This is a genomic window from Algibacter sp. TI.3.09, from assembly GCF_038154905.1.
Lineage (GTDB): Bacteria > Bacteroidota > Bacteroidia > Flavobacteriales > Flavobacteriaceae > Algibacter.
The window spans coordinates 36974-62623 of record NZ_JBAKAN010000001.1 but is presented as its reverse complement, the minus strand read 5'-3'; the positions used below and the strand labels follow the sequence as shown (position 1 = coordinate 62623).

12 protein-coding genes and 1 other RNA gene are annotated in these 25650 nt (G+C 34.1%); 7 read left to right on the top strand and 6 right to left on the bottom strand.

Annotated features, from left to right (window positions below):
- The first annotated feature begins 3 nt into the window (after positions 1-3).
- The 5 genes from V6246_RS00205 (at position 4) to V6246_RS00185 (ending at position 3873) form a co-directional block, all read left to right on the top strand.
- Complete coding sequence (locus V6246_RS00205) at positions 4-186, top strand: hypothetical protein (RefSeq protein WP_341558418.1); 183 nt, start codon at positions 4-6, stop codon at positions 184-186.
- Positions 187-188: 2 nt separating this feature from the next.
- Positions 189-608, top strand: coding sequence for an RDD family protein (locus tag V6246_RS00200; protein ID WP_341558416.1), 420 nt, complete (start codon positions 189-191; stop codon positions 606-608).
- Positions 609-716: 108 nt separating this feature from the next.
- Positions 717-3143, top strand: a complete 2427-nt coding sequence (pheT, locus tag V6246_RS00195; protein ID WP_341558414.1) for a phenylalanine--tRNA ligase subunit beta — start codon at positions 717-719, stop codon at positions 3141-3143.
- Positions 3144-3240: 97 nt separating this feature from the next.
- Positions 3241-3477 carry a putative signal transducing protein gene (locus V6246_RS00190; RefSeq protein ID WP_159019781.1) on the top strand — a complete coding sequence of 79 codons (237 nt, stop codon included), beginning with the start codon at positions 3241-3243 and terminating at the stop codon, positions 3475-3477.
- A 111-nt stretch (positions 3478-3588) separates the two neighbouring features.
- Entirely contained in the window at positions 3589-3873 is a 285-nt protein-coding gene (locus V6246_RS00185) for a DUF2007 domain-containing protein (protein WP_341558412.1), read from the top strand.
- 250 nt (positions 3874-4123) lie between these two features.
- Here the strand turns inward: V6246_RS00185 and V6246_RS00180 are convergent, their stop codons facing one another.
- Positions 4124-5743, bottom strand: coding sequence for an ABC-F family ATP-binding cassette domain-containing protein (locus V6246_RS00180; RefSeq protein WP_159019779.1), 1620 nt, complete (start codon positions 5741-5743; stop codon positions 4124-4126).
- Positions 5744-5937: 194 nt separating this feature from the next.
- Here V6246_RS00180 and V6246_RS00175 point away from each other — a divergent pair, with 194 nt between their 5' ends.
- Entirely contained in the window at positions 5938-7362 is a 1425-nt protein-coding gene (locus V6246_RS00175; protein ID WP_341558407.1) for a TlpA family protein disulfide reductase, read from the top strand.
- A 4-nt stretch (positions 7363-7366) separates the two neighbouring features.
- On the opposite strand, the gene V6246_RS00170 is transcribed toward V6246_RS00175, so the two are convergent.
- Both V6246_RS00170 and ffs read right to left on the bottom strand, forming a co-directional pair.
- Positions 7367-8170: an SDR family oxidoreductase gene (locus V6246_RS00170; protein ID WP_341558405.1), complete on the bottom strand. Its 804-nt coding sequence runs from the start codon at positions 8168-8170 to the stop codon at positions 7367-7369.
- Between the two features lie 149 nt (positions 8171-8319).
- An RNA gene (gene ffs / locus V6246_RS00165) (signal recognition particle sRNA small type) lies at positions 8320-8418 on the bottom strand.
- An 88-nt stretch (positions 8419-8506) separates the two neighbouring features.
- Here ffs and V6246_RS00160 point away from each other — a divergent pair.
- Positions 8507-9541, top strand: a complete 1035-nt coding sequence (locus V6246_RS00160) for a glutaminyl-peptide cyclotransferase (protein WP_341558403.1) — start codon at positions 8507-8509, stop codon at positions 9539-9541.
- Positions 9542-9548: 7 nt separating this feature from the next.
- Here V6246_RS00160 and V6246_RS00155 read toward each other — a convergent pair whose 3' ends face one another.
- From V6246_RS00155 to V6246_RS00145, 3 genes are all read right to left on the bottom strand, one after another.
- Positions 9549-10694, bottom strand: coding sequence for an MFS transporter (locus V6246_RS00155; protein WP_042504960.1), 1146 nt, complete (start codon positions 10692-10694; stop codon positions 9549-9551).
- Between the two features lie 71 nt (positions 10695-10765).
- Positions 10766-11740: a PorP/SprF family type IX secretion system membrane protein gene (locus tag V6246_RS00150; protein ID WP_341558399.1), complete on the bottom strand. Its 975-nt coding sequence runs from the start codon at positions 11738-11740 to the stop codon at positions 10766-10768.
- Between the two features lie 41 nt (positions 11741-11781).
- A complete protein-coding gene (locus tag V6246_RS00145) occupies positions 11782-25611 on the bottom strand; it encodes a T9SS type B sorting domain-containing protein (RefSeq protein ID WP_341558396.1) in 13830 nt (4609 codons plus the stop codon).
- Between the last annotated feature and the right edge of the window lie 39 nt (positions 25612-25650).

The window sequence follows — 25650 nt, the reverse complement described above, 5'->3', positions numbered from 1 at the left end:
AAGATGAAAAACACAACCAAGAGAAAAACATTAATTCCAATGTCTATTGGAATGCTCGTTATTTCTACGTCGCAAATATTTTCTCAATTTATGAAATTAACGGATTTAATGAAAGGGTCCTTTACGGGTATTGGAATAGGACTCATACTTACCTCAATAATTTTTGGGGATTTTAAAACAATTTAAATATGCAAACACAATACGCTCCAATATCCACTAGAATAAAAGCCGTTATAATCGATAGTATTGCCATCATCGTTTTAATGTATGCAGCTGTAGAAGTTTTTAATCTTTTTGAAAGTATTCCAAATTATATAAGAATATCTGTTTTTGTAGGCCTATTTATACTTTACGAACCTCTTTTAGTTTCCATTTTTGGTGCAACTTTAGGTCATTTTTTCAATGATATTGTAGTTAAACAAGAAGCTAACGAGAACAGAAACATCAACTTCCTCCTAGCTATAATTCGTTTTATTGCTAAATCACTTTTAGGTTGGGTGTCATTACTAACCGTTAACGGTAATTCAAAAAAGAAAGCCATTCACGATTATGTAGCGCAATCTGTTGTCCTTCCATATAAACCAAATAAAAAAGCATCTACCTCATAAAATTTTCATCTTAAATAATTTCTAATTTTCCGTTAACAATTCATAACCCTTTCTTTGAAAGCTAAGCTCAAATATTTTATCTTTGTTCGCTTAATACGAAAATGATTTATGAAGATTTCATATAACTGGTTAAAGCAATTTTTAAATACAGATTGGACTCCAGAACAAACTAGCGAATTACTTACCGATTTAGGACTTGAAGTTGAAGGCATAGAAGCCTATCAATCTGTAAAAGGAGGACTAGAAGGTGTTGTAGTTGGCGAGGTTTTAACTTGCGTAAAGCACCCTAATGCCGATAAACTAAATATTACCACTGTAGATATTGGTTTAGATGGCCCTGTACAAATTGTTTGTGGCGCACCAAATGTTGCGGCCGGACAAAAAGTACCTGTAGCTACCATTGGAACCACTTTATATTCGGAAGAAGGTGAAGCATGGACCATTAAAAAAGGAAAAATTAGAGGTGAAGAAAGTTTCGGGATGATTTGTGCTGAAGACGAACTTGGTTTAGGGAAATCTCACGACGGTATTTTAGTTTTAGATGAAACTTTAAAGGTTGGTACGCCTGCAGCCGATATTTTCGATATTGAAAACGATCAAGTTTTCGAAATTGGATTAACACCAAACCGTGCCGATGCCATGAGCCACTATGGAACTGCTCGTGATTTAAAAGCCGGATTAATTCAAAAAGATGTAAACTTAGAACTCATTACGCCATCAGTTAGTGCTTTTCACGTGGAGAACCGCACGCTTAAAATGGATATTGATGTACAAGATAAAGAATTGGCACCTCGCTATTGCGGTGTTACAATTTCTGGTATAAAAGTACAAGAATCTCCAGCTTGGTTACAACACCGTTTAAAAGCTATTGGTTTAAGTCCAATAAATAATATTGTTGATGCTACTAATTACGTTTTACACGAATTAGGTCAACCACTTCATGCTTTTGATGCTGCTAAAATAACAGGTAATAAAGTTGAAGTTAAAACGTTGCCTACAGGAACAAAATTTACAACACTTGATGGTGTGGAACGTGAATTACATGAAGATGATTTAATGATTTGTGATGCTGAAAAACCAATGTGTATTGCTGGTGTTTTTGGCGGATTAAATTCAGGAGTTTCAGAACATACTACAAGTATCTTTTTAGAAAGTGCTTATTTTAACCCAGTAAGTGTTCGTAAAACAGCAAAAAGACATGCGTTAAATACCGATGCTTCTTTTAGATTCGAACGTGGCATAGATCCTAACATTACTGGTTACGCCTTAAAACGTGCTGCCTTATTAATTCAAGAATTAGCTGGTGGAGAAATCACTAGTGATATTATTGATTTTTATCCGAAGAAAATTCAAGATTTCGAAGTCCGTTTAAGTTTTGAAAATGCTGAGAAATTAATTGGAGAAGAAATTCCGAAGGAAACCATAAAACGTATCCTTGCGTCTTTGGACATTAAAGTTAACAATGTTACCGAAACCGGATTAGGTTTAACTGTGCCAGCATATAGAAATGATGTGCAACGCGAAGCTGATATTATAGAAGAAATTTTACGTGTTTACGGATATAACAATGTAAAAACAACCGAAAAACTTAACGCTTCTATATCGACTACATCTCGTTTTGAAGATTATAAAATACAAAATGTTGTAGGAAATCAATTAGCTGCACAAGGTTTTTTCGAAATACTTTCTAACTCGCTAACTACACCTAATTATGCTGCATTAAGCGAGCAATTAAAGGAAGAGCACAATATTACCATGCTAAACCCATTGAGTAATGATTTATCTGTTATGAGACAATCATTATTATTTTCTGGTTTAGAAGCTGTATCATTCAATATTAACAGAAAACGTGGTGATTTAAAACTTTTTGAATTTGGTAAAACATACCATGGTTTTCAAGATAAACGTGAAGAACTTAAGCACCTAGCTGTGTTTTCCACTGGAAATCAATCTCAAGATAATTGGATTTCACCTAACCAAAAAAGTGATTTCTTTTTTATGAAAGGAAGCATCGTTTCTATTTTAGAGCGTTTAGGTATTTCTAGATTTAACGAAGCACCAACTAAAAACGATTTAATAAGCGAAGGTATAAGCCTAGGTTTAGGAAAAACAACATTAGTAGATTTCGGGCTAGTTAAAAAGCAAGTTTTAAAACATTTTGATATTAACCAAGATGTTATTTTTGCCGATTTTAACTGGGATGCTATTTTAGATGTGGTTAAGCGCAATAAAATAACTTTTAAAGCCATTACCAAATATCCTGAAGTAAAGCGTGATTTCGCCTTATTATTGGATGATAACGTAACCTTTGACTCTATTTACAAATTAGCTAAGCAAGGCGAAAAGCAACTACTAAAATCTGTAAATCTTTTTGACGTTTACCAAGGGAAAAATCTTCCTAAAGGAAAAAAGAGTTATGCGGTGAGTTTTACACTTCAAGATGAAAATAAAACGTTAACCGATAAGCAAATTGATAAAATAATGAATAAACTGCAATCGAGTTTTGAAAGACAACTTGGTGCAGAATTAAGATAGTTAAACACCTGTTAAATATTAAAAGTCGGCCATGGCCGGCTTTTTTTGTGTTTAAAAATGTTGTATATTTAGTTAGAACATTAAACTAAATAATATTATGACAGATTCAAACTATATAAAAGTATTCAGTGGAGATTTTATTGTTGTAAAACGAATCATTTCCGATTTAGAAAACGAAAACATAACTGCTGTAGTTAAAGACGAGACCGAATCTGCTAGATTGGCCGGTTTTGGAGCATCAGTATATGGACATCAAGACATTTACGTTCACAAAGACGAACTAGCAAAAGCAACTTCTATTATTGAAAATATAAACTTAGAAATAGAACCTTAACATAGTTGTTGGCGCACACGAATAAACTTAACTGATTTTTAACGCTTTACAGCTTTCATTACATTTTAATATTTACTATATTGTAGGAATAAACTTTTAAAATAAACTAAAATGAAAAACTACATTAAAGTATTTACAGGAAATCTCAATGATGTACAGCGGGTTTACAATAATTTAGCAGAGCTAAACATTTGCGCTGTAATTAGAGCCAAATCTAAGTTTGAACGTGTTAATTATCCAGGCGATCTAAACCAGACCATACAGGATATTTTAGTACACCAAGACGAAATTGATCGTGCAACCGAAGTTATTGATAATTTAATGGGTAAAAATGCTTCTGCAATAGCTAGAGGTAATTCTAAAAGTAAACCAAACCGTAATAAACATTATGCGTAATGCTTAATTAATTATTTTGGTTTTTCATTTTTATTATTTTTTATCTCAACTAAACACAAAAATTTGGTTTTAAGTACAACAAGTTAAAACTACAATGATTTACCACGACCCAAAGGACTTTTTTTCAAAAGGTCCTTTTTTTATGCTTATAATTAAAAACAAGAAGTAAACCTGTTATTCATTTTTTAGCAAAAAAAAAGTTTATTGAAACTAGGTTCCAATAAACTTTTATTATAATCTATATTAAGGTTTATACCGTGTACATTTTGTCACGTAATTCTTTAATGTTTTTATCCTGCATATACTCATCGAACGTTGTATAACGGTCTATAACACCATTAGGAGTTAGCTCTACTACTCTATTGGCAACTGTTTGTGCAAACTCATGATCGTGAGTAGTGAATAAAATAGTGCCTTTAAAATTTGTAAGTGAGTTATTAAATGCGGTAATACTTTCTAAATCTAAATGATTTGTAGGCTCGTCTAATTGTAAAACATTAGCTCTCATCATCATCATTCTAGATAGCATACATCTTACTTTTTCACCTCCAGATAATACAGACGATTTTTTAAATGCTTCCTCACCACTAAAAATCATTTTACCAAGGAAACCACGAATATTTACTTCTTCTCGTTCTTCCTCTGTTGTTGCGTATTGACGTAACCAATCGATTAAAGTAAGTTCATTATTAAAAAAGGCATCATTATCTAATGGTAAATAAGATTGCGTTGTGGTTACACCCCACATAAATTTACCTGAATCTGCTTTTTCATTATTATTTAAAATTTCATAAAATGCCGTTGTTGCTCTAGAATCTCTAGAGAACACAACTACTTTATCGCCTTTAGCTAAGTTTAAGTCAATATCTTTAAAAAGTAATTCACCTTCTAACGATGCTGTTAAACCTTCAATATTTAAAATTTGATCTCCAGCTTCTCTTTCACGCTCGAAAATAATAGCAGGATAACGACGACTTGTACGTCTAATATCTCCAATATTTAATTTTTCAATCATTTTCTTTCTACTAGTTGCTTGTTTACTTTTTGCAACGTTGGCAGAAAAACGACGAATAAATTCTTCTAATTCTTTTTTCTTCTCTTCAGCTTTCTTGTTTTGTTGTGCATGTTGGCGTGCTGCTAATTGAGACGACTCGTACCAAAATGTATAGTTACCCGAGTAATGGTTTATTTTTCCGAAGTCAATATCAGAAATATGCGTACAAACTGCATCTAAAAAGTGTCTATCATGCGATACTACAATCACACAACTATCATAATTAGCTAAAAAGTTTTCTAACCAAGAAATGGTTTCGTAATCCAAATCATTGGTAGGCTCATCCATAATTAGCACGTCTGGATTTCCGAATAAAGCTTGTGCAAGTAATACACGCACTTTTTGTTTACCATCCAAATCGGCCATTAATGTATAATGAAAATCTTCTTTAATCCCTAAGTTAGAAAGCATAGATGCAGCATTACTATCTGCATTCCAACCATCCATTTCTTCAAATTGAACCTGAAGCTCACCAATTTTCTCAGCATTTTCATCTGTATAATCAGCATATAGCGCATCAATTTGAGTTTTAATGTCGAATAAAGGTTTATTCCCCATTAAAATAGTTTCTAACACTGTGCTCTCGTCATATAAGTTATGGTTTTGTTCTAAAACCGACATACGCTTACCTGCCTCCAAAGAAACATGCCCAGAGGTTGGTTCCATTTTACCCGAAATAATCTTTAAAAAAGTAGATTTTCCCGATCCGTTTGCACCAATAATACCATAGCAATTGCCATTATTGAATGTAGTGCTCACTTCATCAAATAGAATACGTTTTCCGAATTGAACAGAAAGATTTGAAACTGATAACATAAAGTTGTTTATTTTTTTTGCAAAAGTAGAAAAATTCATTGGTAAGAAGAAACTTCGACGCCCTATTTTTTAACTCAGCACTTTGTTTAATCTATTATAAGTCTAAATAACTTTTAACAACGCATTAACAGCAGATTATAAAAACAAGGCATACTTTTGTTGTACAAACACTTTACCTAATTAAGGATTTTTACATGAGAGTATTATTTTCAATATTATCAATTGTACTTACAATATCAAGCTGCAAAAATAACGCTCACAGTGAGAGCGATGATTTTGCTTATATTGGAGGTGAAATTATAAATCCTATTGAGAACACCATAATTTTAGAGAGTAAAAACAAAACTATTGATACCATTAAACTAGATGGAAGAAATCGTTTCTTTTACAAAATAGATAACTTCTATCCAGGTGTTTACACCTTTAGACACGGTAGTGAATATCAAATGATTATGCTTGAACCTAATGATAGTTTACTGTTTAGGTTAAATACTTTTGATTTTGACGAATCTTTAGTTTACACAGGTCGTGGAGCAAGACAAAACAATTTTTTACTTAACGAGTTTTTAGAAAACAAAAAAACTGAACAAGCAGTCCGCAAATTTAGATCACTTAGCCCAGAACAATTTACATCTAAATTAGATTCTATAAAACAATCTCAAATTGCACAATACAATAAATTCAAAAAGAAGAACGATGTTAGTGATGCTTTTGAGAATTTAATTTTACAACATATTAATTATTCGTATTACGCGAGCAAAGAAACTTACCCTTTTAGAAGCGATAGAAATCAAATAGAGCAAATTTTTAAAACATTGCCTAAAGATTTTTATGCTTACAGAAATGATATAGATTATAACAATGCTAAACTAAAAGACTTTATTGCTTACAAATGGTTTTTAAAATCGAACGTTAGCAACCTTGCGCTCAATGAGCATATGGACCATTGCAGCGAAGACGATTTTAAAAAGGGGCGTTCACTTTGCTTTAACCTAGATAGACTTAAACAAATAGATAGTTTAATTTCTGATAAAGGTTTAAAAGAAGAGTTACTTTACCATTACACGGTTAAGTTTTTATCATTAAGTGATGATACTGAAGAAACCAATACCATTCTTAAAAATTATTTAGCGAAAACAGAAAATGATAAAGGCAAAAAGATGATTATCAACTTTGCCGAAGCTGTTAGTAAATTAAATGCTGGAAACAGTTTACCAAATCTTGATATTGTAGATTATAAAAATAATTCTAAAGATTTAAGTGATTTGGTTAATGGTACAACGGTAATTACGTTTTGGTCTAACACCTATTACGATCATTTTAAAAGTAGCCACCACAAATTAAACCGCTTAAAATTAAAATACCCAGAAGTAACATTTGTAAGTATTAATATTGACACCTATAACGTAAACAAAGCCAAACGTGCTTTACAATCTAATGGTTTTGTAAGTGGAAATGAATACTTCTTTAAATCGCCAAAACTAGCTACAGAAGCTTTAGCTATTCACCCTATGACAAAAACCTTCATTATCAATAAAAATAAGAAGATTGTTAATGGGAATACTAATATTTTTTATGGCAAGTTTGAAGAGCAACTTGTTGGCTTACTAAAAAGATAATGTATTACAGCTTATAGTGATTCATTAACATTTTTTCGTAAACCTTATCCGGAAGAATACGCTTTAATACAATAGAAAATTTCTGCATAAACGCCCCCACTTTGTAATGTATTTTAGGGTTTTTAGTATTGATAATATTAAAAACTGCCTGAGCCATTTCACCTGGGTCGCTTCCGCCTTCAACATGAGAATCCATTAAACTTAACGTATCTCCATATGGTTTTTTATATGGTGAATTTTCTAATAATGGTGCATGATATCTACCCGCAGCTATATTAGTTGCAAAATCACCAGGAGCAACATTGGTCATTTTAATATTAAAACCCTTTAACTCCATTCTAAAAGCTTCAGTAATTAATTCTAAAGCACCTTTACTCGCACTATAAACGCCACGATAAGGTAAACCCATATAGCCCGCAATAGAAGTAACATTTATAATTAAACCCGCATTTTGCTTTCGCATTTGAGGTAAAACAGCTTTTATCACGTTTATAGGTCCGAAGAAATTAGTATCAAAATTATTTTTAATTTCTGCATCCGGTATTTCTTCAATTGGCCCGGTAATTCCTGCACCCGCATTATTAACAACAACATCTAGCCTACCCTCTTTCTCAATAATTGTAGAAACAGTTTCTAAAATAGTTTGGTTGTCTTTTACATCTAAAGCCAAAATAGGGAATTTACTTTCCTTATATTTTTCTGGACTTCTGCTGGTTCCATAAACAATAAATCCTCTTGTTTTTAAAAACTCACCAATAGATTTACCTATTCCCGAAGAACCCCCTGTAATTAATACAACTTTAGACATAATTTTTAGAATGATATTATGAGTACAAAATTAACAATGAATTTTAATATACCGCTTAATTTATAAGATAGTTTTAAAAAGAAGAAAAGCTTTAAAACTAAAAAATCTCGATAAGCATAAGCTTTCAAGATTTCAGTTTATTGTATAAAAAAAGGCAAGCTACCTACATCACACTGCTACAACCATTTACCTTTGCTGCGTTCCCGCCCTGGAGGATTCAACAGGAGCTAGTTGTGTAGGACTTGCCGGGTGCAAATATACAACCTTTTAAAAAATTCACAATATTTTTTTACTCTGATTTTAAATAAATATCTTGCTTAAAATTTAAAGCTCGAAATGAAAACATTCAAATACTTAATAATCATATTTTTAAGCATAATAATTGTTGCTTGCGGATCTAATAACGGACTCAAAAAAAATGATTTCAGCATCATAACAAACGCCGAAAAAGGCAATATTTCAGTAAATGAGACTCTAAAACTAAGTTTAGAAAACAAAAAGAGTCATAAAATCGACTCTGTTTCTTATACTTTAGATGGTAAGCAAATTGATGACAACTTCGATTTAAGCCATTTTAAATTAGGAAAGCAAACTGTAGAAGCTACTGTTTACTTTAATGGTGAAAAGCAAACTATTAATACTTCTGTAACTATTTTGAATAATGAATCACCAAAAATATTCACTTATAATATTTTAAATGAATATCCACACGACATTACATCTTACACGCAAGGTTTAGAATTCTATAAGGATACTCTTTACGAAAGCACCGGCCAAAACAAAGAATCTAAACTTAGAAAAGTAGATTACAAAACAGGTGAAGTATTTAAGAACATAAATTTAGCCGATGAGTTTTTTGGTGAAGGTTTAACCGTACTAAATGATAAAGTTTACCAATTAACATGGCAAAAAGGAACAGGTTTTGTTTACGATGCGAATACCTTAGAGAAATTAAACAGCTTTAAATACGCTAACAGTAAAGAAGGTTGGGGATTAACACACAACGACAAATCGATTTATAAAAGTGATGGTACCGAAAAAATATGGTTATTAAACCCTGAAACTTTAGTTGAAGAAGAATATATACAAGTATTTACCAATAAAGGTAAAATTATTGGCATCAACGAAATGGAATGGATTGATGGTAAAATTTTCGCAAACCGCTATCAAAAAGATGGTGTAGCTATTATTAACCCGAAAAACGGTGCTGTAATAGGTGTAATAGACTTTTCTCCATTAAAGAAACTTGTAACCCAACACGATGGTTTAGATGTTTTAAATGGCATTGCTTACAACCCTAAAACTAAAACCATATTTGTAACAGGTAAACGATGGGATAAATTATTCGAAATAGAAATTGTAGAGAAATAATAACTTATTACGATTCTACTTTTTCTTCAAATCGAAATAGTGCAAAAGCTACTGGAATAAACAGTAAACCAACCACTATAAAGAGCCCAAAAGCATTTTTTAAGCCAAAAGCATGTGCTAAATAACCAATTAATGGCGGCCCGATAAGCATTCCTGCAATGGCGTAGGTTGTTATTATTGAAATTGCCATACCTGGTGAATATTTTTTAGAACTTCCCGCTAAAGACATGGTAAGCGGAAAAAAGGCGGCTGTACCAAAACCAACTAAAAAGAAACCAAATAAAGCGGTCCAGAACTTAGGTAACAAAACTGCCATAGAAATACCTATAACAATTAAAGTACTGCTTAAAAGGTAGGTTTTTAAAACACCTATTCGGGTTACCAACCTATCGGAAAAGAAACGAGACAACGCCATGGTTGTCATAAACATTAAATAGCCATAAGTAAAAACATCTTCTTTTAAAACTTCTTTAAAGTAAACACCACTCCAATCGAACATGCCACCTTCGCAAATGGCTGCAAAAAAGACAATAATCCCTAAACACATAATATATGGATCGGGTTTACTCATTATCAATTTATTTCCAGAAGGTGCTTTATCATTTTTTAAAGTGAATTTGTAAGTTGCTAGAGCCACAGTTATTGTAAAAATGGCTATACTCAATAAGTGCGTTCCAATAGGCACTTCAAACTTCACCATTAAAGTCGAAAATAAAACCCCAAACAGACCTCCTGTGCTCCAAAGTCCGTGAAAAGCTCCTACTACCCGCTTTTCAAATTTCTTCTGTAGAGTGATGGATTGTGTGTTTATAGAAATATTCAAAATCCGTAGACAAAATGCAAAGCTAGAAATAGCCAAAACCAAACCTATTGTTGTGGTTGCAAACCCTATCATTGCCAATGATATTGAAAAAAACACAAAGGCAAATATTAACGGAACACGGCTATCAAATTTAGAAACCAACCAGCCTGATATAGGTAAACCAATTAAAGAACTTATCGGCATGGCAATAAGTATAGTTCCCAGTTCGGCTTCGTTTAAATTAAAAAACGTTTTTATGGTAGGAATTCGCGATGCCCAAGAAGCAAAACAAATTCCTGATAAAAAAAAGTAAACACTTAAAGCTATGCGCTGTTTAGCTCGTAATTCCATTCTAAAAATATTACATTTTTGAAGCTACAAAAGTAGTGTAACATTTTATGATTTAAACAACGTTTGATGCATTACTTATGCACAGCACTTTGCGTACAAGGGCAATTGCTTATACCTTGTAGAAAATCTAAACCAATAGTAATTACATGCGTTCCTGAGTTATAAGACGACAACCCATTCATGGTTACTTGGTACGAATATCCAAAATAAAATATATTCTTTTTAAAACCAGCCATTGGTCCAATATTCAAAGGTTTCATTAATTGATCGTTAAGAAAACGGTATGAAATACCGGCCCAATAATAATCTTCATTTCTGCTGTATTTACGCATTTTAAAGTTGATATCGGTTGCAGAACGTTTATCACTTGCAAACATTTGATAAAAAATTGAAGGTTCGAATTCGATACCACTTTTCTTTGGCCCTTCAAAAGTATAACCTGAATATATTTGATAGTTTAAAAGTAAATTTGGTTCTAACGCTCTAAAATCTTCAATTTGTTTAGCAAGTACATTGTTTGCATTAAAACTTAAAAAGAAACCATGATTACGATATAAAGCACCAACATCGAAGTTTTGATTTGATGTTTTTCTATCGTCAGTAACAAACGGATCTATTACTGGGTTTTCAATAGTGGTGTTAAATTTATCAACATCAATTCTGAAATTATTAATGTTGAAAGAAATACCAAAAGACAAATATTGCTTAGAATAATAATCTAAAATAAGATGATGAGCAAACGAGAATTTAGCCCCCGTTTGAATGGTGTATCCGTTTCTATCATTATATAAAGACACCCCAACACCAGAACGATCGGCAATTCTAAAATCCGCATAAAGCGATTGATTATCGGGTGCATCTTTAATACCAACCCATTGCGTTAAACCATTAGCTCTTAGCCTTAAGTTATCGCCAATTCCTGCATAGGTTGGCGATATTACAAAATCGTTTTCAGCTAAATGTTGCGTAAAAACTGGTAAATTAAGTTCCTGGCTATAAGCATTTGCTACAACTGTAAGGAATAGATATATAAATATTTTTTTCATTTGAATTTCTTTTGAGCTAAACATTAATAGACTTGTCTTCATTACCTATACAGTGTAAAATGTCCAACAAACTCACGGTTATTTCTAATATCATTAAGCTTTACTACATACCAGTAATCTCCAGAAGGTAATTCTTTACCATGATATTCTCCGTTCCATTTTTGTCCAGCTTTTAACTTAGCTACCACACGACCATAGCGATCGAAGATATCGAAAGTTAAATCGTTGTAAATTGATGTACAACCTGGTCCCCACTCATCTAAAACACCATCGCCATTTGGCGTAAAGTAATTAGTAATACAAACATCAACAAATTCAAAATACAATGTTGCTGTTGCAATACATCCATTTCTATCGGTTACCGTTACTGTGTAATCCCCAGATTCGTAATAAATAAATGAACTAGTACTACCGAAAGATTCTCCGTTTAAAGTAAACTCGTAAGGTGCTTCTCCTCCTGTTGCTGTTGCAACAATTTCATTTAAACCACCAGCTTCTATACCTAATAATAAAGGTTGAATAGCATTAATATCGAAAAGCGCTGTACGCTTGATACAACCATTAGTATGTCTAACATCTATATAATGTCCAAGACCTGCAGGCACATTAGTAAATATGTTACTAGCTTGATATGCACCTCCATTTAATGAGTAATCTAAATCGGTTAGATCGGTTATGCTTTCATCTACAGAAACAGTTACTGTATTAGTAGATGTATTGTTTGAACAACCGTACTCAACCTCAGCTTCTGGGTTAATTAATACCGCTTCTGGGAATGAAATATTCCATTCAGTTTCACAACCTAAATTATCACGAACATAAACAATATGATCGCCACCACTTAAGTTAGTAAAATCGAATTGTGTTTGAGTTGCTCCTCCTAATGTATAACCAGCAGTAAGATCGTCTAGAACAACGCTATATGGCATTTCGCCACCAACAAGGTCTACACTAAATTCACCATCCATATCACCGTCACAAACTTCAGGGAAAGTAGAATTTGGCACAAGACTTAACACAAGAGGTGTAGCATCTTCAACTTCGAAATCTATAATGACTAAACAGCCTAATTCATCTTGAACAACAGCTTGGTAAATTCCTGGTGCTAAATTATCGAAAATAGGATCAGGTTCAAACTTAAGTAATAGCGGTGAAATAGCATATTTAATAATACCTGTTCCGCCTGTTGCAGTAATATCTAAAACACCATCATCTGAAGCCGGACATGTTACATTTGAAACAACATAACTTACAGTTAAAGGATTTGTAGGTCCTGTAATCGCAACTGGAATACTTGTTTCTAAACAATCTCCACTTTCAACCTCAACTAAATAATTTCCTTCAGTAAGTCCTGTGAAAACACCTGGACTATTTTGAGTTGGAGCTGGAGTAATATCGGTTCCAGAACCATCTTGTAAAGTATAAATATAGTTTCCTAAACCACCTGATGCTGTAGCAATAATAACTCCTGTAGTATCACCAGTACAATTAATAGTTGCATTAGTTGTATCTAAATCTACTTCTAATGGAAGTAATGCATCTACAGTAATCTCGTTTGATACATTTGCTGTACAGCCGTTTGCATCTCTAACAAAATAAGCATAAACTCCTGGTGCAGCATCGAAAGTAACACTAGATACAAACGTACCTAATACTGTTGCAAAATTACTAGTTTCACTATACTCATAAGCGCCAGTTCCTCCTGATGCACTTAAAGTTAACGCTGCACTATCGATACACGTTGGTGATGAAGATTTTGCTAATACCGCTTCTACTTCTGCAGGTGCTGTAATTATAATATCTGCTGATGTTTCACTACAACTATAACCATCGGTTACGGTTACATTATAAGTTCCTACGCCTAATCCTGAGAACGATGTTCCCGTTTGTGGACCAGATGAAGTTACTGTTGGTGAAACCATATTAAGTGTATATGTGTAGTTACTTCCTTGTCCGCCTACTGTACTAGTAACCGTTATAGTTGAATTACTATCTCCAAAACAGTTTAGCAAAGTAATATCTGCACTCGCTGTTAAATTAATTGGCGTTGGATTTACTAATAATACATCAATAGAATCTTCACAACCTGAGCTATCTTTTACAGTAACTGTATAATTTCCGGCAACTAAACCTGTGAAATTACTTTCAGCTCCAAACGGTACTACAACCGTTCCGCCTGTATTTGATAACTGGTATTCATAAGCACCTGGCCAACCACCTGTAGCACTTGCAGAAATAGAACCATCGTTATTACCCGTTACACAGGTAATAGCTGTATGTGTTTCTGATATAGCTAAAGCTGCCGTTGGTGCAGTAATAGTAAAGTTTTTATTTACTGTACAAAAAGGTGCATTTGATAAAGTAGCTGTAATGCTATATGTTCCAGATAAAAGTCCTGAGATATTAACTGGTCCAGCGTTTGTTGCTATTCCGGTTGTAACCGAATTACCTAAATAATCGAATACCTCATAATTAAATGCTCCCGCATTATCTACTGGAGTAGATGTTCTATCAATAAATGTAACATCAACACTACCATCATTAGCACTAAAACAAGTAACATTAACCACATTATCTACTGTAAGATCGAATGTATCAGGATTGCTCACATAATGTACATCTTGTACCGTACAACCTGTATCTAAATTAACAACCGTAGCTAAATAATTACCAATTGCTAAACCTGTAAAGTTTCCTGTTGTATTCACTTGGCTATAAACTCCGCCGTTTACACTACCAACAACATCTTCTAAAGTGAATTGTAAGTTTGTTGGTGTACCACCCGATGTAGTTACAGAAATTGTAACATCTTCATCATTTGTACATGTAATAGCATTATCAATAGTAATCGTTAAATCATCTAAAGAAATAAACGGATTAACTGAAGCCGAAGTAGAACCTAAACATCCTTTATCGTCATATACGTTTATTGTGAATGTTCCTCCTAAAGTATTCGTTACTGTGTAAACATTACTAGAATTAGATTGAACAACAACACCATCTGCATCTCTAATAAATTCATAAGTAATAAAATTACCAGAACCACCAGATACACCTGCTACCGTTATTGTAGCATAGTTTGATGTATTTGTATTTGCTACACAAGCAAACTCTTCAACTGTTGGTGCAGGAACTACAATAGCGGTTGGCGTACCTACTGATACAATTTCTGTATCGGTACAACCTCTTCCTGAAGTTACCTCAACTGTATAGTTTCCTGTTGGTAAACCTGTAAATACATTTGAGCTTTGCGCAGTTACCGTTGTTGGTCCCGCAATAATAGCGTAAGTATATAAAGGATTATCATTAGATGCATCTAAATCTACAGTAATAACACCATCGCTATCACCAAGACACGTAACACCTATTGCTGTTGCAGTAAAGCTAACCGGAGTTGCTTGATCTAAATTAACATCAACTGTATTTGTACAGTTTGTTACTGTATCTGTAATAGTTACAGTATAGTTCGTTAAGGCAGCAAGACCTGAAAATGTATTTCCTGTTTGTGTTATTCCTGCTGAAGGACTAATACTGAATGCATAAGATCCAGAACCTCCAGTACCTAATACTGTAATCTCTCCATCGTTTACATTACAACTTGGTAACGTTTCGATAGTAGATGTAACATCTACAACATCGTAAACAGTTATTGACGTTGCATTTGTAAATGTACAACCGTTACCATCTTTAATGGTTACAAAATACGTTCCTGGATTGTTAACAGAGAATGTTGTACCTGCTTGAAAGCCTTCCCCTATAGAATACTCAAACGGCACAACACCTGTTGGATTGGTTACTGTAAATGAGTAAACATCCCCTGTTAAATTACATTGATTTGATGCTAAAGTTGGAACATCTACCGTTGGTAAAGCATCGGTAGTGATCACGACATCTATAGAATCTGTACAACCATTGCTATCCATAACCCAAACATCCCAATTGGTATTTGTTGCTGGATCTAAAGTAGCACTTGCACTATTTGTATAATCTCCTGTACTTGGTAGCACACCATCTTCAACAAAAGCATATTGATATGGCGCTGTACCATTGGTTGCTGTTACACTTACTTGTGCTCCAACATTACAATTTGCATTAATATTAGTTGCTTCTACAAGTGTTAATAACGCAGGCTCACTAACATTAATAGTTGCCGTACTTGTGCAGTTTGTAGCCTCATCGGTAACTATTATAATTTGGTTACCAACAGACAATCCTGTTAAATTTATAGTTGCACTTGTTTGTCCTGTTACTGCTGTACCTCCATTTATAGTATAACTATAAGTGCTTGCAAAGTTAGCTACTGTAAAATCTACAGCACCATCGTTTCCAGATGTACAACTAACATCGTCTACTAATAATCCTGATACTGTAATATTAGTAACTGGGTTTATAGTATAAGATTCTGTATAATAACATCCACTAGCATCGGTAACTGTAAATACATAATCACCAACTGCTAATCCTGGAAAAACACCAGTTCCATTTGATGTAACACTTGCTGCAGGAGATATAATTTCAAACGTAAATGGAGCAATACCATTTGTTACTGTTAAAGTTACCTCGCTTGTTGTAACATCACAAGTAATAGCTGTTGCAGCAAAATCTAAATCGGTTGGAGCATCTGTTGGAGGTACCACCACATCTATTGAAGTTGCACTAATACAACCATTGGCATCTTTTACAAAAGCTGAAACTGTTCCAGAATTGTAAGTATTAAATGTATTTGTAGATGTATAATTTGCACCACCATCAAAACTGTAAGTATAAGGTGATGTACCACCGCTACCTGTAACAGTTACAATAGCTTGCTGTGTTGCGTTTCCTGCTCCACATGTTAATTCTTGTGTTAAAACTCCAGAACCTGTAACAATTGTAGGTTCTGTAATAGTCACTGAAACCGGAAGAGACTCACAATTTTTGCTGTCTCTAACAACAATATCGTAAGATCCTTGGCTTAAATTACTAAATACATTTGAAGCCTGAAAAGCACCACCATCGATACTATATTCAAAAGGTGCTACGCCTCCTGTCGCTGTAACAGTAATACTTCCGTCTGAACCTAAATTACAAGTTACATTCGTTTCAACTGTAGTTAATGTTGGAATTATTGCATCTTCAACAACAATTACTCCAGATTCTGCGATACAATTTTGTGTATCCGTAACTCTAAATTGATATGTTCCACTTGTAGCTGCCGTGTAAGGCGAACCAGCTATGGCAACATAACCAGTACTGTTATAATCAACTTCATAAGTATAAGTTCCTGTTCCTCCAGAAGGTGTTAAATCGATAGTAGCACCAGGTGTTACTGTACAATCTATTTCTTTTGAAAGATTAGCATCTAATAAAATTGGTGCGTTTACAACGTAAGTTTGTGTTGCAATACAACCATTTCCATCTTGGACACTTAAAGTATAAGTTTGCGCTGCCGTAATAGTAAAATTAGGACTAGATTGATATGCGCCACCAATGCTGTAAGTTAAAGGTGTAATAGCTGTACCAGTACCTTCAACTAAAGTTATATTAATTGGTGTTCCATCAAAACATTGTGGAGCCACTGTATTTAATGTTGGTTCCGGATCTTTAATAATAGTTTCCTGTTCAAACCTAACACAACCGTAAGCATCTCGGACATACACATCGTAAACTCCTGCTGCTAATTTAAATGTATTAGAAGTTCCCCAAGCTGTATCGTCTACGCTACCTCCTGTTAAAACAGTCTGATATTCGTAAGGTGATGTTCCGTCTTTAGCTATAGCTGAAATAATACCCAACTCATTACAAGTTTCATTTTTTGTAGATGAAGCTGTTATGCTTAATTCAATAGCCGATTCTGTAATGTTAAATGAATTTGTAACCACACTACAACCTGCGTTAACTCCAACAGTTTCTTCTATAACTATAATATAATTACCAAAATCTAATAGACCTAAATCTGTAACTGTTAAAGTACCATTGGCTGGCACAGTTCCTGTTCCAGATACACCTGTTGTTGTAACAGATTGAGAATTATAAATTTCATAATTAACAATGGTATCAATACCATAAATACTGTTAATATCAAAAGAAACGGTACCATCTGCACTACCTGTACAAGTAATGTTGTTAGGAACAATTGAAGTTGTTGTTAATGATGAGCTTGTTGGCACTGCTGTATCCGATGTTTCATAATAATAACATCCTGTTAATTCATCAAAAACAATAAATGTATAAGTTGCTCCTGGAATTAAACCTGTAAAAGTTGTTTTTTCACTACCAACAGCGTCTTCATCTTGCCATGGCGCATTTGTTGGTGACGTATACACCATCCCTGGCCCTTCGTAAATTGCAAAATGATAAGGTCCGTTACCCGTTAAAAGTGATCCTATCGATACCTCAGCAGTTCCGCCGGTTAAACAATCTGCAGTCATGTTTATATCAATGTCTAAATTATCTGGTGGAGATGCTACCAATATATTTTGTTCCATTACAGAACAACCATTCGCATCGGTAATTATAATTTCATATAAACCAAAATCTACAACTTCAAAAACCTGACTTGTACCTGGTTGGTTAGCTATTTCTACATCGTATCCATTTACACCTGTAACATGGTAAGAATAATTAGCTGTACCACCACTAACTGAATTTATAATAATTTGACCTAAAGAAACACCACCTGCTGCACAAGTAATTGGATCTACATCAAAATCTAAAATAATTGGATCTGGCTGTGCTATATTAATAGCCTCAGTAGCCGTACAACCTTTAGCATCGGTTACTGTAATTATATAATCTCCTGCTGCTAAACCTGAAGTTTGCGTTCCATAATCTGTACCTGTAGTTGTATTAGTTACATTTATTTCAAATGGCGCTAAACCAACCGAAGGATCTATAGAAATATCTATTGCCGCAGTTTCTTCCGAAGAACATGCAATATCTTGAGTTTGGGTTACACTTAAAATTACTGGATCTGCAACTGGTGTAACTGTTACACTATTTGTTATAATATCACAACTGTTCGCATCTGTTATTCTAAATTGATACGTACCTGCTGTAGTTGTTGTATAAGGTGAACCTGAAATGGTAGAGTAACTAGCACCACCATCATCACTAACCTCGTAAGTGTAAGTTGAATTACCTCCTGAAACTGAAATATCGATAGATGCTTCAACAGGTAAAGAACATGTAAGATCTTCTGTTAATAACACACTTGCACTAAGCGGTGCATAAACATCTGTTGTTGTTGCACTTGTTGCTATACATCCATTACCATCTTTAATTGTGATCGTGTAATTTCCTGGAGTATTTACTGTAAATGTAGGACTCGTTTGAAAAGAAGCTCCGCCATTTATACTATAAGATAATGGAGCGATTCCTGTACCAGACACCGTAAACATAAACCCTGAAGCTGCAGTACATTGGTTAGATACTGCTGGAGCCGTAACGGTTGGACCAGTTTCTGCTATAATGGTAACTGATGTAAATTCAGTACAACCATTAGCGTCTTTAACATACACATCCCAAATTAAATTGGCCGCCGTACTTGTATTTACAGTAATAACGCTACCACTATTATAATCTGCTGCCGCAGGTATTGCTCCTGTTAAAACTGCCGCATAAGTATAACTTGGTGTTCCGTCATTTGCTGTAACCGTTATTTGTGAATTATAATTATTACAATGCACATTAGTTGCAACGGCAGATAAAGATAAAGGTGTTGCTGGCTCCGTAATGTTAATGGTTTCGGTAGCCGTACAACCCGTAGTTTCATCGGTTACAACAATAACCTGATTTCCAGCAGGTAAGCCTGTTAGTGTTATTGTTGCATTTGTTTGCGCTGTAAATGCTGTACCTCCATTAATAGTGTAAGCATAAGTTGAAGCAAATTCCGCTACTGAAAACTGAACACTTCCAGTAGTATCGCCACTACAAAGTACATCACTTAATTTTAAACCTGTAACGGTAATATTTGTAACAGGATCAATAGTATAAGATTCTGTATAATAACATCCATTAGCATCTGTTACTCTAAATACATAAGTTCCTGAAGTTAGATTATTAAAAATGTTAGATGTTTGTTGTGCTACAATAATTGGTGAAGGCGAAATAGTTTCATATTGTAAAACTCCTACTCCATTGGTAGCCGTAATAGTTGCTGTAGCTTCTGTTGCTAAACACGTAATATCGGTTACTGAAACAGATAAATCTGTTGGAGGGTTTAAAGGTTCAATAGAAATATTTTGAGCTGCTGTTAAACAACCATTAGCATCCTTAACAACATAAGAAAATGTTTGTGTTGTTCCGTTATCATTAATCGTTAATGAATTATTAGATGTAAACGTTGTACCTCCATTAAAGCTATACTGATAAGGAGACGTTCCTGTTGTTGAAACTACAATAGTAATTGTAGCATCTTCTTTTGTATTGGTTGCACTACAACTAAACTCCGTTGCATTTGCTGTCGCTGTTAAAGTGGTTGGCTCTGTAATAGTAACACTAACTGTATTTGTACAGTCTTTACTATCTTTTACGTAAAAACTATAAGTACCAGCCGCTAAACCTGTAAAGGTATTTGTTGCTGAAAACGTTACATTATCATCACTAAATGTATAACCACCAGATCCTCCAGAACCTGTTAACTGTACAGATCCGTCTGAATTACTGTTACAAGTAACATTAACTTGAGAGGCTGAAACTGTTGGAGTTGATATTGCATTTACGTTAATAACATTCGATGCAACAACACATCCTTCAGAATCGGTTACTTCAAATTGATAATTACCAGCTGTTGCTGTACTTAAGCTGAATGTATTTCCGGTTAAAGATACCGTTCCTGTACCTTGTAATAAAGTAACTGTATATGGAGCATAACCTTGAGAAATAGTTCCTGATATTGAAGCTTCTGGAGAGGTTGTACAATCTAATTCTTTTGTTAACTCTACTGCTACAGCTACTTGAGGTGCTATAGTTTCAGCAGGTAAAACAACTGTACATCCGTTAGCATCACGAACTGTAACCGTATAGTTACCTGGTGCTAAATCGTTAAAAGCATTACTATCTTGATAAACTCCGGAAGTAATACTATATTCATAAGGAGTTTGTCCGCCTGCAGCATCTACTACTAAAGATCCTCCACTTGTTGGGTTATAGCAAAAATTAGAACTAGTACTTAACGTTGCCGTTGGCGCAGTTACTCCAGATAAATTTACCGTGGTGGTCGCCACACAATCGTTAGCATCGGTAGCTCTTATTGTATAATCTCCTGCAGAAATATTTGTTAAAATACCATTACTTGGAAAAGTCGATATTAAATTTAATGTTGCCGTATCTAACAATTCGTAAGCATAAGCAGCTGTTCCGCCTGTAGCCGATGCCGTTATTGTAGAACCTGTAATACAAGTAATTGGTGTTCCAGAAGCCATAACTTCTAAAAGTGCTGGTTCAGAAATACCTTGAGAAAAAGGAAAACTACATGTTTCAAAGCGTATTAATACATCATAAGTATCTGCCGCTAAACCTGTAATTGTATAAGGCGACGTCATTTGGGTTATCCAAGTCGTTCCGTTATCTGTTGAATATTCAAACCCTGTAGTGCTATCAAAATTTTGAGCAGCAATACTAATACTACCATCTGTTGCTCCGTTACAACTTACATTTTCAGATCCTGTTATACTTGCAGAAAAAGCTCTACCTGAATCTACAACAAAAGGAAATTCTACTTCTGTTACACAACTTTTTGGTAATTGATAAACTGTAATATCATCAACAGCAACATCGTTACCATTATTTTGTTGCACATTAGATCTTAATATAAATCGTAAACTAGTGTTAGCTCCTGGATCTAATGTTATAGGTGTTTTTGGATACTCTTCCCATTGATTACTTTTTGGTATCTCTCCCGTACTGTAAGAAGAAATTTCATTACCAGATGCATCAATTAAAGCAACTGCTAGATCAGGATTAGCTCCTGATGTCCCTGATCTCAATAAATTTATAGCGTAAAACTCAACATTAATAGGTTGATTTGGAATTATATTATCAATATATTTTTCATAAAGTATTTCAGTTGCAGGTATGCTAGAACCGATATTTACAGCCAAATATCTTCCGTCTGCAGTTGCTGGTGTCGTCGCTGGTGTATGATCTCCAGGTTGAAGCCAACTGCCATATGGTCTTACTATTTCAGCTGTAACAGAATAATCTCCATCTTGAATATTAATTTGACCTTTACATTCCGACCCTACAACCTGTCTTTCAAAACAATAATAAGTCGGGTTTATCCCAGGTGAAGAGGTATCTTCACCATATCCAAAGTTTTCATATAATAAATTACTATACGTAGTTACACTTCTTAATTGATAATCTATAGTAATAGTATGAGAACCATTTGGAACATCTAAAAACACAGTTGGATCTGCTGTATTTGTATTTGCTACACCATCTAATAAATAATTATAAGTAAACATATCTACCTCTGAGTTGGTAACTGTTACGGTTGCGTCTGCTGTACCGTCACAATTAAATTCAGGTTCAGAAATATCTATGGTTGGATCTACTGGCTCAGGATCTAAAGTGATTTCTGGCATGGCATAAATACAATCATTAGCATCCTTAATATATAAGGTATAAGTTCCTGGAGTTACAAAAGCTTCGTTTGAAGTTATCCAACTTCCTTGATTATCAAAACTATATTCATAAGGAGGTGTTCCGCCTTGTGGATTTGTAATACGTACTTTACCTTCTCCTGAAGGTCCACAACCAGCTAATTCAGACACTCCAGATGATGCTGTTAAAGCATTATCCGGTTGGTCTATTGTAATACTTTCTGGGGTTGAAAAACATTCCGATCCATCGAGAGAATATTTCACTATTGCTTCATAATCTCCTGCGCTGAGATTTGAAAACACAGGATTAGAAACGTAAGTAACTCCGTTATCAATACTATATTCTAAAGCATATCCGTTTGCGTTAGTGACATCAAATTCAATTTCTCCTATATTATCGTTATAACATAGAATATCGTTATGATTTACACTAAAAATTGGAGCAGGATTATCTTCTACGGTTATAGACGTAGTAGCAACACAGTTATTAGAATCTACAACTCTAATATCAAAAACTCCTGCAGCTGTAAAATCTATAGTTGGAACGGTTTCAAAATCTGTTGAACCATTTATAAAATAGAAATATGGTGCAGTTCCACCTACTGGGTATATTGTAATTTCACCATCAGAACAAGTTAAAGGACTTGTTAATGCTGAGGTAGCTGTTAATAATTCTGGATTAATAATTTCAATTATTTCAGAATGAACACAACCATCTTCCGTAGAAATATTAACCGTGTAAAAACCAGGGTTAAGATTTTCAAATTCATAACTACTATCATTAATTGGCCCAACTCCATTAATAATGGTAACTCCACTATAGATTGAAAAGTTATACTGAGCCCTAACATCGTTAGCTGCAAGAACTACATTTCCTTTTTCACCATTACAAAGCGGTTGCTCTATAATAACTGAAGTTGTAAAATCGCGTTCTCTAATTTGTACATCTGGTACTGTAAATATACATGGGTTTGGTGACACACCTACTTGTCTAATATAAACCGTGTAAATATCTGCTGTTGTTACCGTAAACACATTACTATCTTGATAGTTTGTACCATCAAGACTATACTCATATCCACTTGGTACACCGCCTACTACTATCTCTCCAGCAGTATTACAATATATATCGCGTGATGATACGTTAGGATCTAATATATTCTCATAAACGTTAAAATAATACTGACTGAAACAACCTCCAGCATAATTTAAAGTTAATCGATATTGGCCAGCAGTATCAGCATCAAAATTTGGGCCTGTTTGTACTTGATTCCATGTACAAGAATTACTTTCGTTAGCACAATCTTGATTTGTTACAGCATCACAACTAGCTTCGTTTAGTTTTTCCCATATCATGGACGATGTATCGGAAATTCCTGTTTGAATTGAAGTTGAATCGTTTGCACCACATAAAAAGATATTTGGAAGTTCTTTTCCGTCATTCGGACAAATAACAACCTCATCTGCAAATGGAATTACAGGGTTAGTAACCGTTGTTCCAAAATTAACAACTCTAAAAACCTGAGTAATAGATTGACAAGGCGCTACAGCTTCATTATAAACATAATACGTTCCTGTTTCCGAAACTGTAATAGACTGTGTATTTCCTATAACTGGTGATAATGATTCGCTAGAAGACCATGTATAATTGTTATAACCATCAGCAGCCACTAACTCGGTAGTGGCTCCACACAAAATAACTTCTTCTTCAAAAACACAATCGTTTATATCTGCAAGAAAATTAGTTGCTGCTGGATTTAATAAACAGCCTGTATTTTCAGAAAAACTAGGATCATCAGAAATTGTAAAAATCGGATTTAACGTTCCTTTATAAGTAGCAAAAGCTTGATTATCAATTAAATTAGAACAGGCATTACTTAATAAACTACAAGTTGCAACAACAGTTACTGCAAATCTAATTTCTTGAACCGGATCGTTTTCTTCTACAGCAGATGGGTCTACTCTAAAAAGCAACTCTCTTGTGGCTTCATTATAACTTTCTACCGTAACCCCTGAAGGTAATGAAGCAAGATCACTAGGGTAATCAAAAACTACATTGGTTGGTAATATATCTCTAATAAAAAGCTCAGTTGCATCATCATTACCCGTGTTTTGGAAACCGATAACATAATTTAATTGATCACCAAGTTCTACTATTTGTCCACCAATATTAGCACCGGTATTATCTTCAACAATTTTAGTAAGTACAATTTTTGGTTCGATAATTTCTACAGCCATTGCAAAAAAGTATGGAAAATACGTGTCTCCACCAGTTTCTAGACGCACAATAGCTGAAGTTGCCTCATTGGCAATAACAGAATTCGAAGGGTTAGGAACAGACAAAATACCTGTATCAAAACCTAAAGTATTAGTACTATTTGGATTTCGGTTATTTACAGGTAAAGCACTTAATTGAGTAACAGAACTGTTAAAAAAGTTATTTGAAGGACGATCTACTGTGGATAAACTCGATCCATTAAGTCTTAAACGGTCACCTGTAATACGTTTATCCCCTTCTAATGTAGCAAATGCAAAATTAGCTCTTACAGGAGCAGGAGCAGGAACAGTTCTAAATCCACTAATTGAAATATCGGCAAAAGGGTTTTGGGCGGCACTAATGGCACTAAACCCATCGAAACTTGTTATTGATTTACCAGGTAATGTAGGATCTTCATATACTATAAAAAGAGACCAACCTGCTGACTGACCTGTACCGTTTCCAACATCTTGAGATCTACCTACAGCAGATGATACATTGGCAACCGTATAAGTACCCAAATCAGATACAGAGCCAAAAGCTGTAACAATACTAGTAACATCGGCATGGCATGCATAAGAATAACTATTACCCCCATCAACAGAAGTTGTCCCCGCATCATAAATTACAGTACCTGTAATATCAATATAGGCACCTGTTGGACCTTTAAATTTAACATCTGTAATTGGTTCACTTCCCGGATTAACGGCCGCCCAATACAAATCTGCCCTAACTATACGATAACAATCTGGATTAGGAATAGCCAAATCTGCACTAGACGAACTAAACGTTGATGGATCACTATCAATATCAATATATTGCATATTGACCCTATTATTATATGCTGAATTGTCATTAAATGCATTATTACTTGGACCAAGAATATTATTACCAATTAAAACAATATCACCTTTAACATCTTGATCAAATCGAGATGAAAATGGCACATAGTTTTGAGCAAAGGTTTGCAAACTCAATAAAAATAGCAATATTGCTAAACCTTTGTTTTGATAAGTAGTTTTTTTCATAAGGGGGTTGTAATTAATTATCTTCTTATTTGGTAAATT

What these genes read in the sequence shown, in the direction of transcription:
- V6246_RS00185 (WP_341558412.1), top strand. Translation starts at nt 3,589, where the DNA reads ATGAAAAACTACATTAAAGTATTTACAGGAAATCTCAATGATGTACAG.
- V6246_RS00145 (WP_341558396.1), bottom strand. Translation starts at nt 25,611, where the DNA reads ATGAAAAAAACTACTTATCAAAACAAAGGTTTAGCAATATTGCTATTT.
- pheT (WP_341558414.1), top strand. Translation starts at nt 717, where the DNA reads ATGAAGATTTCATATAACTGGTTAAAGCAATTTTTAAATACAGATTGG.
- V6246_RS00150 (WP_341558399.1), bottom strand. Translation starts at nt 11,740, where the DNA reads ATGAAAAAAATATTTATATATCTATTCCTTACAGTTGTAGCAAATGCT.
- V6246_RS00155 (WP_042504960.1), bottom strand. Translation starts at nt 10,694, where the DNA reads ATGGAATTACGAGCTAAACAGCGCATAGCTTTAAGTGTTTACTTTTTT.
- V6246_RS00205 (WP_341558418.1), top strand. Translation starts at nt 4, where the DNA reads ATGAAAAACACAACCAAGAGAAAAACATTAATTCCAATGTCTATTGGA.
- V6246_RS00170 (WP_341558405.1), bottom strand. Translation starts at nt 8,170, where the DNA reads ATGTCTAAAGTTGTATTAATTACAGGGGGTTCTTCGGGAATAGGTAAA.
- V6246_RS00200 (WP_341558416.1), top strand. Translation starts at nt 189, where the DNA reads ATGCAAACACAATACGCTCCAATATCCACTAGAATAAAAGCCGTTATA.
- V6246_RS00190 (WP_159019781.1), top strand. Translation starts at nt 3,241, where the DNA reads ATGACAGATTCAAACTATATAAAAGTATTCAGTGGAGATTTTATTGTT.
- V6246_RS00180 (WP_159019779.1), bottom strand. Translation starts at nt 5,743, where the DNA reads ATGTTATCAGTTTCAAATCTTTCTGTTCAATTCGGAAAACGTATTCTA.
- V6246_RS00175 (WP_341558407.1), top strand. Translation starts at nt 5,938, where the DNA reads ATGAGAGTATTATTTTCAATATTATCAATTGTACTTACAATATCAAGC.
- V6246_RS00160 (WP_341558403.1), top strand. Translation starts at nt 8,507, where the DNA reads ATGAAAACATTCAAATACTTAATAATCATATTTTTAAGCATAATAATT.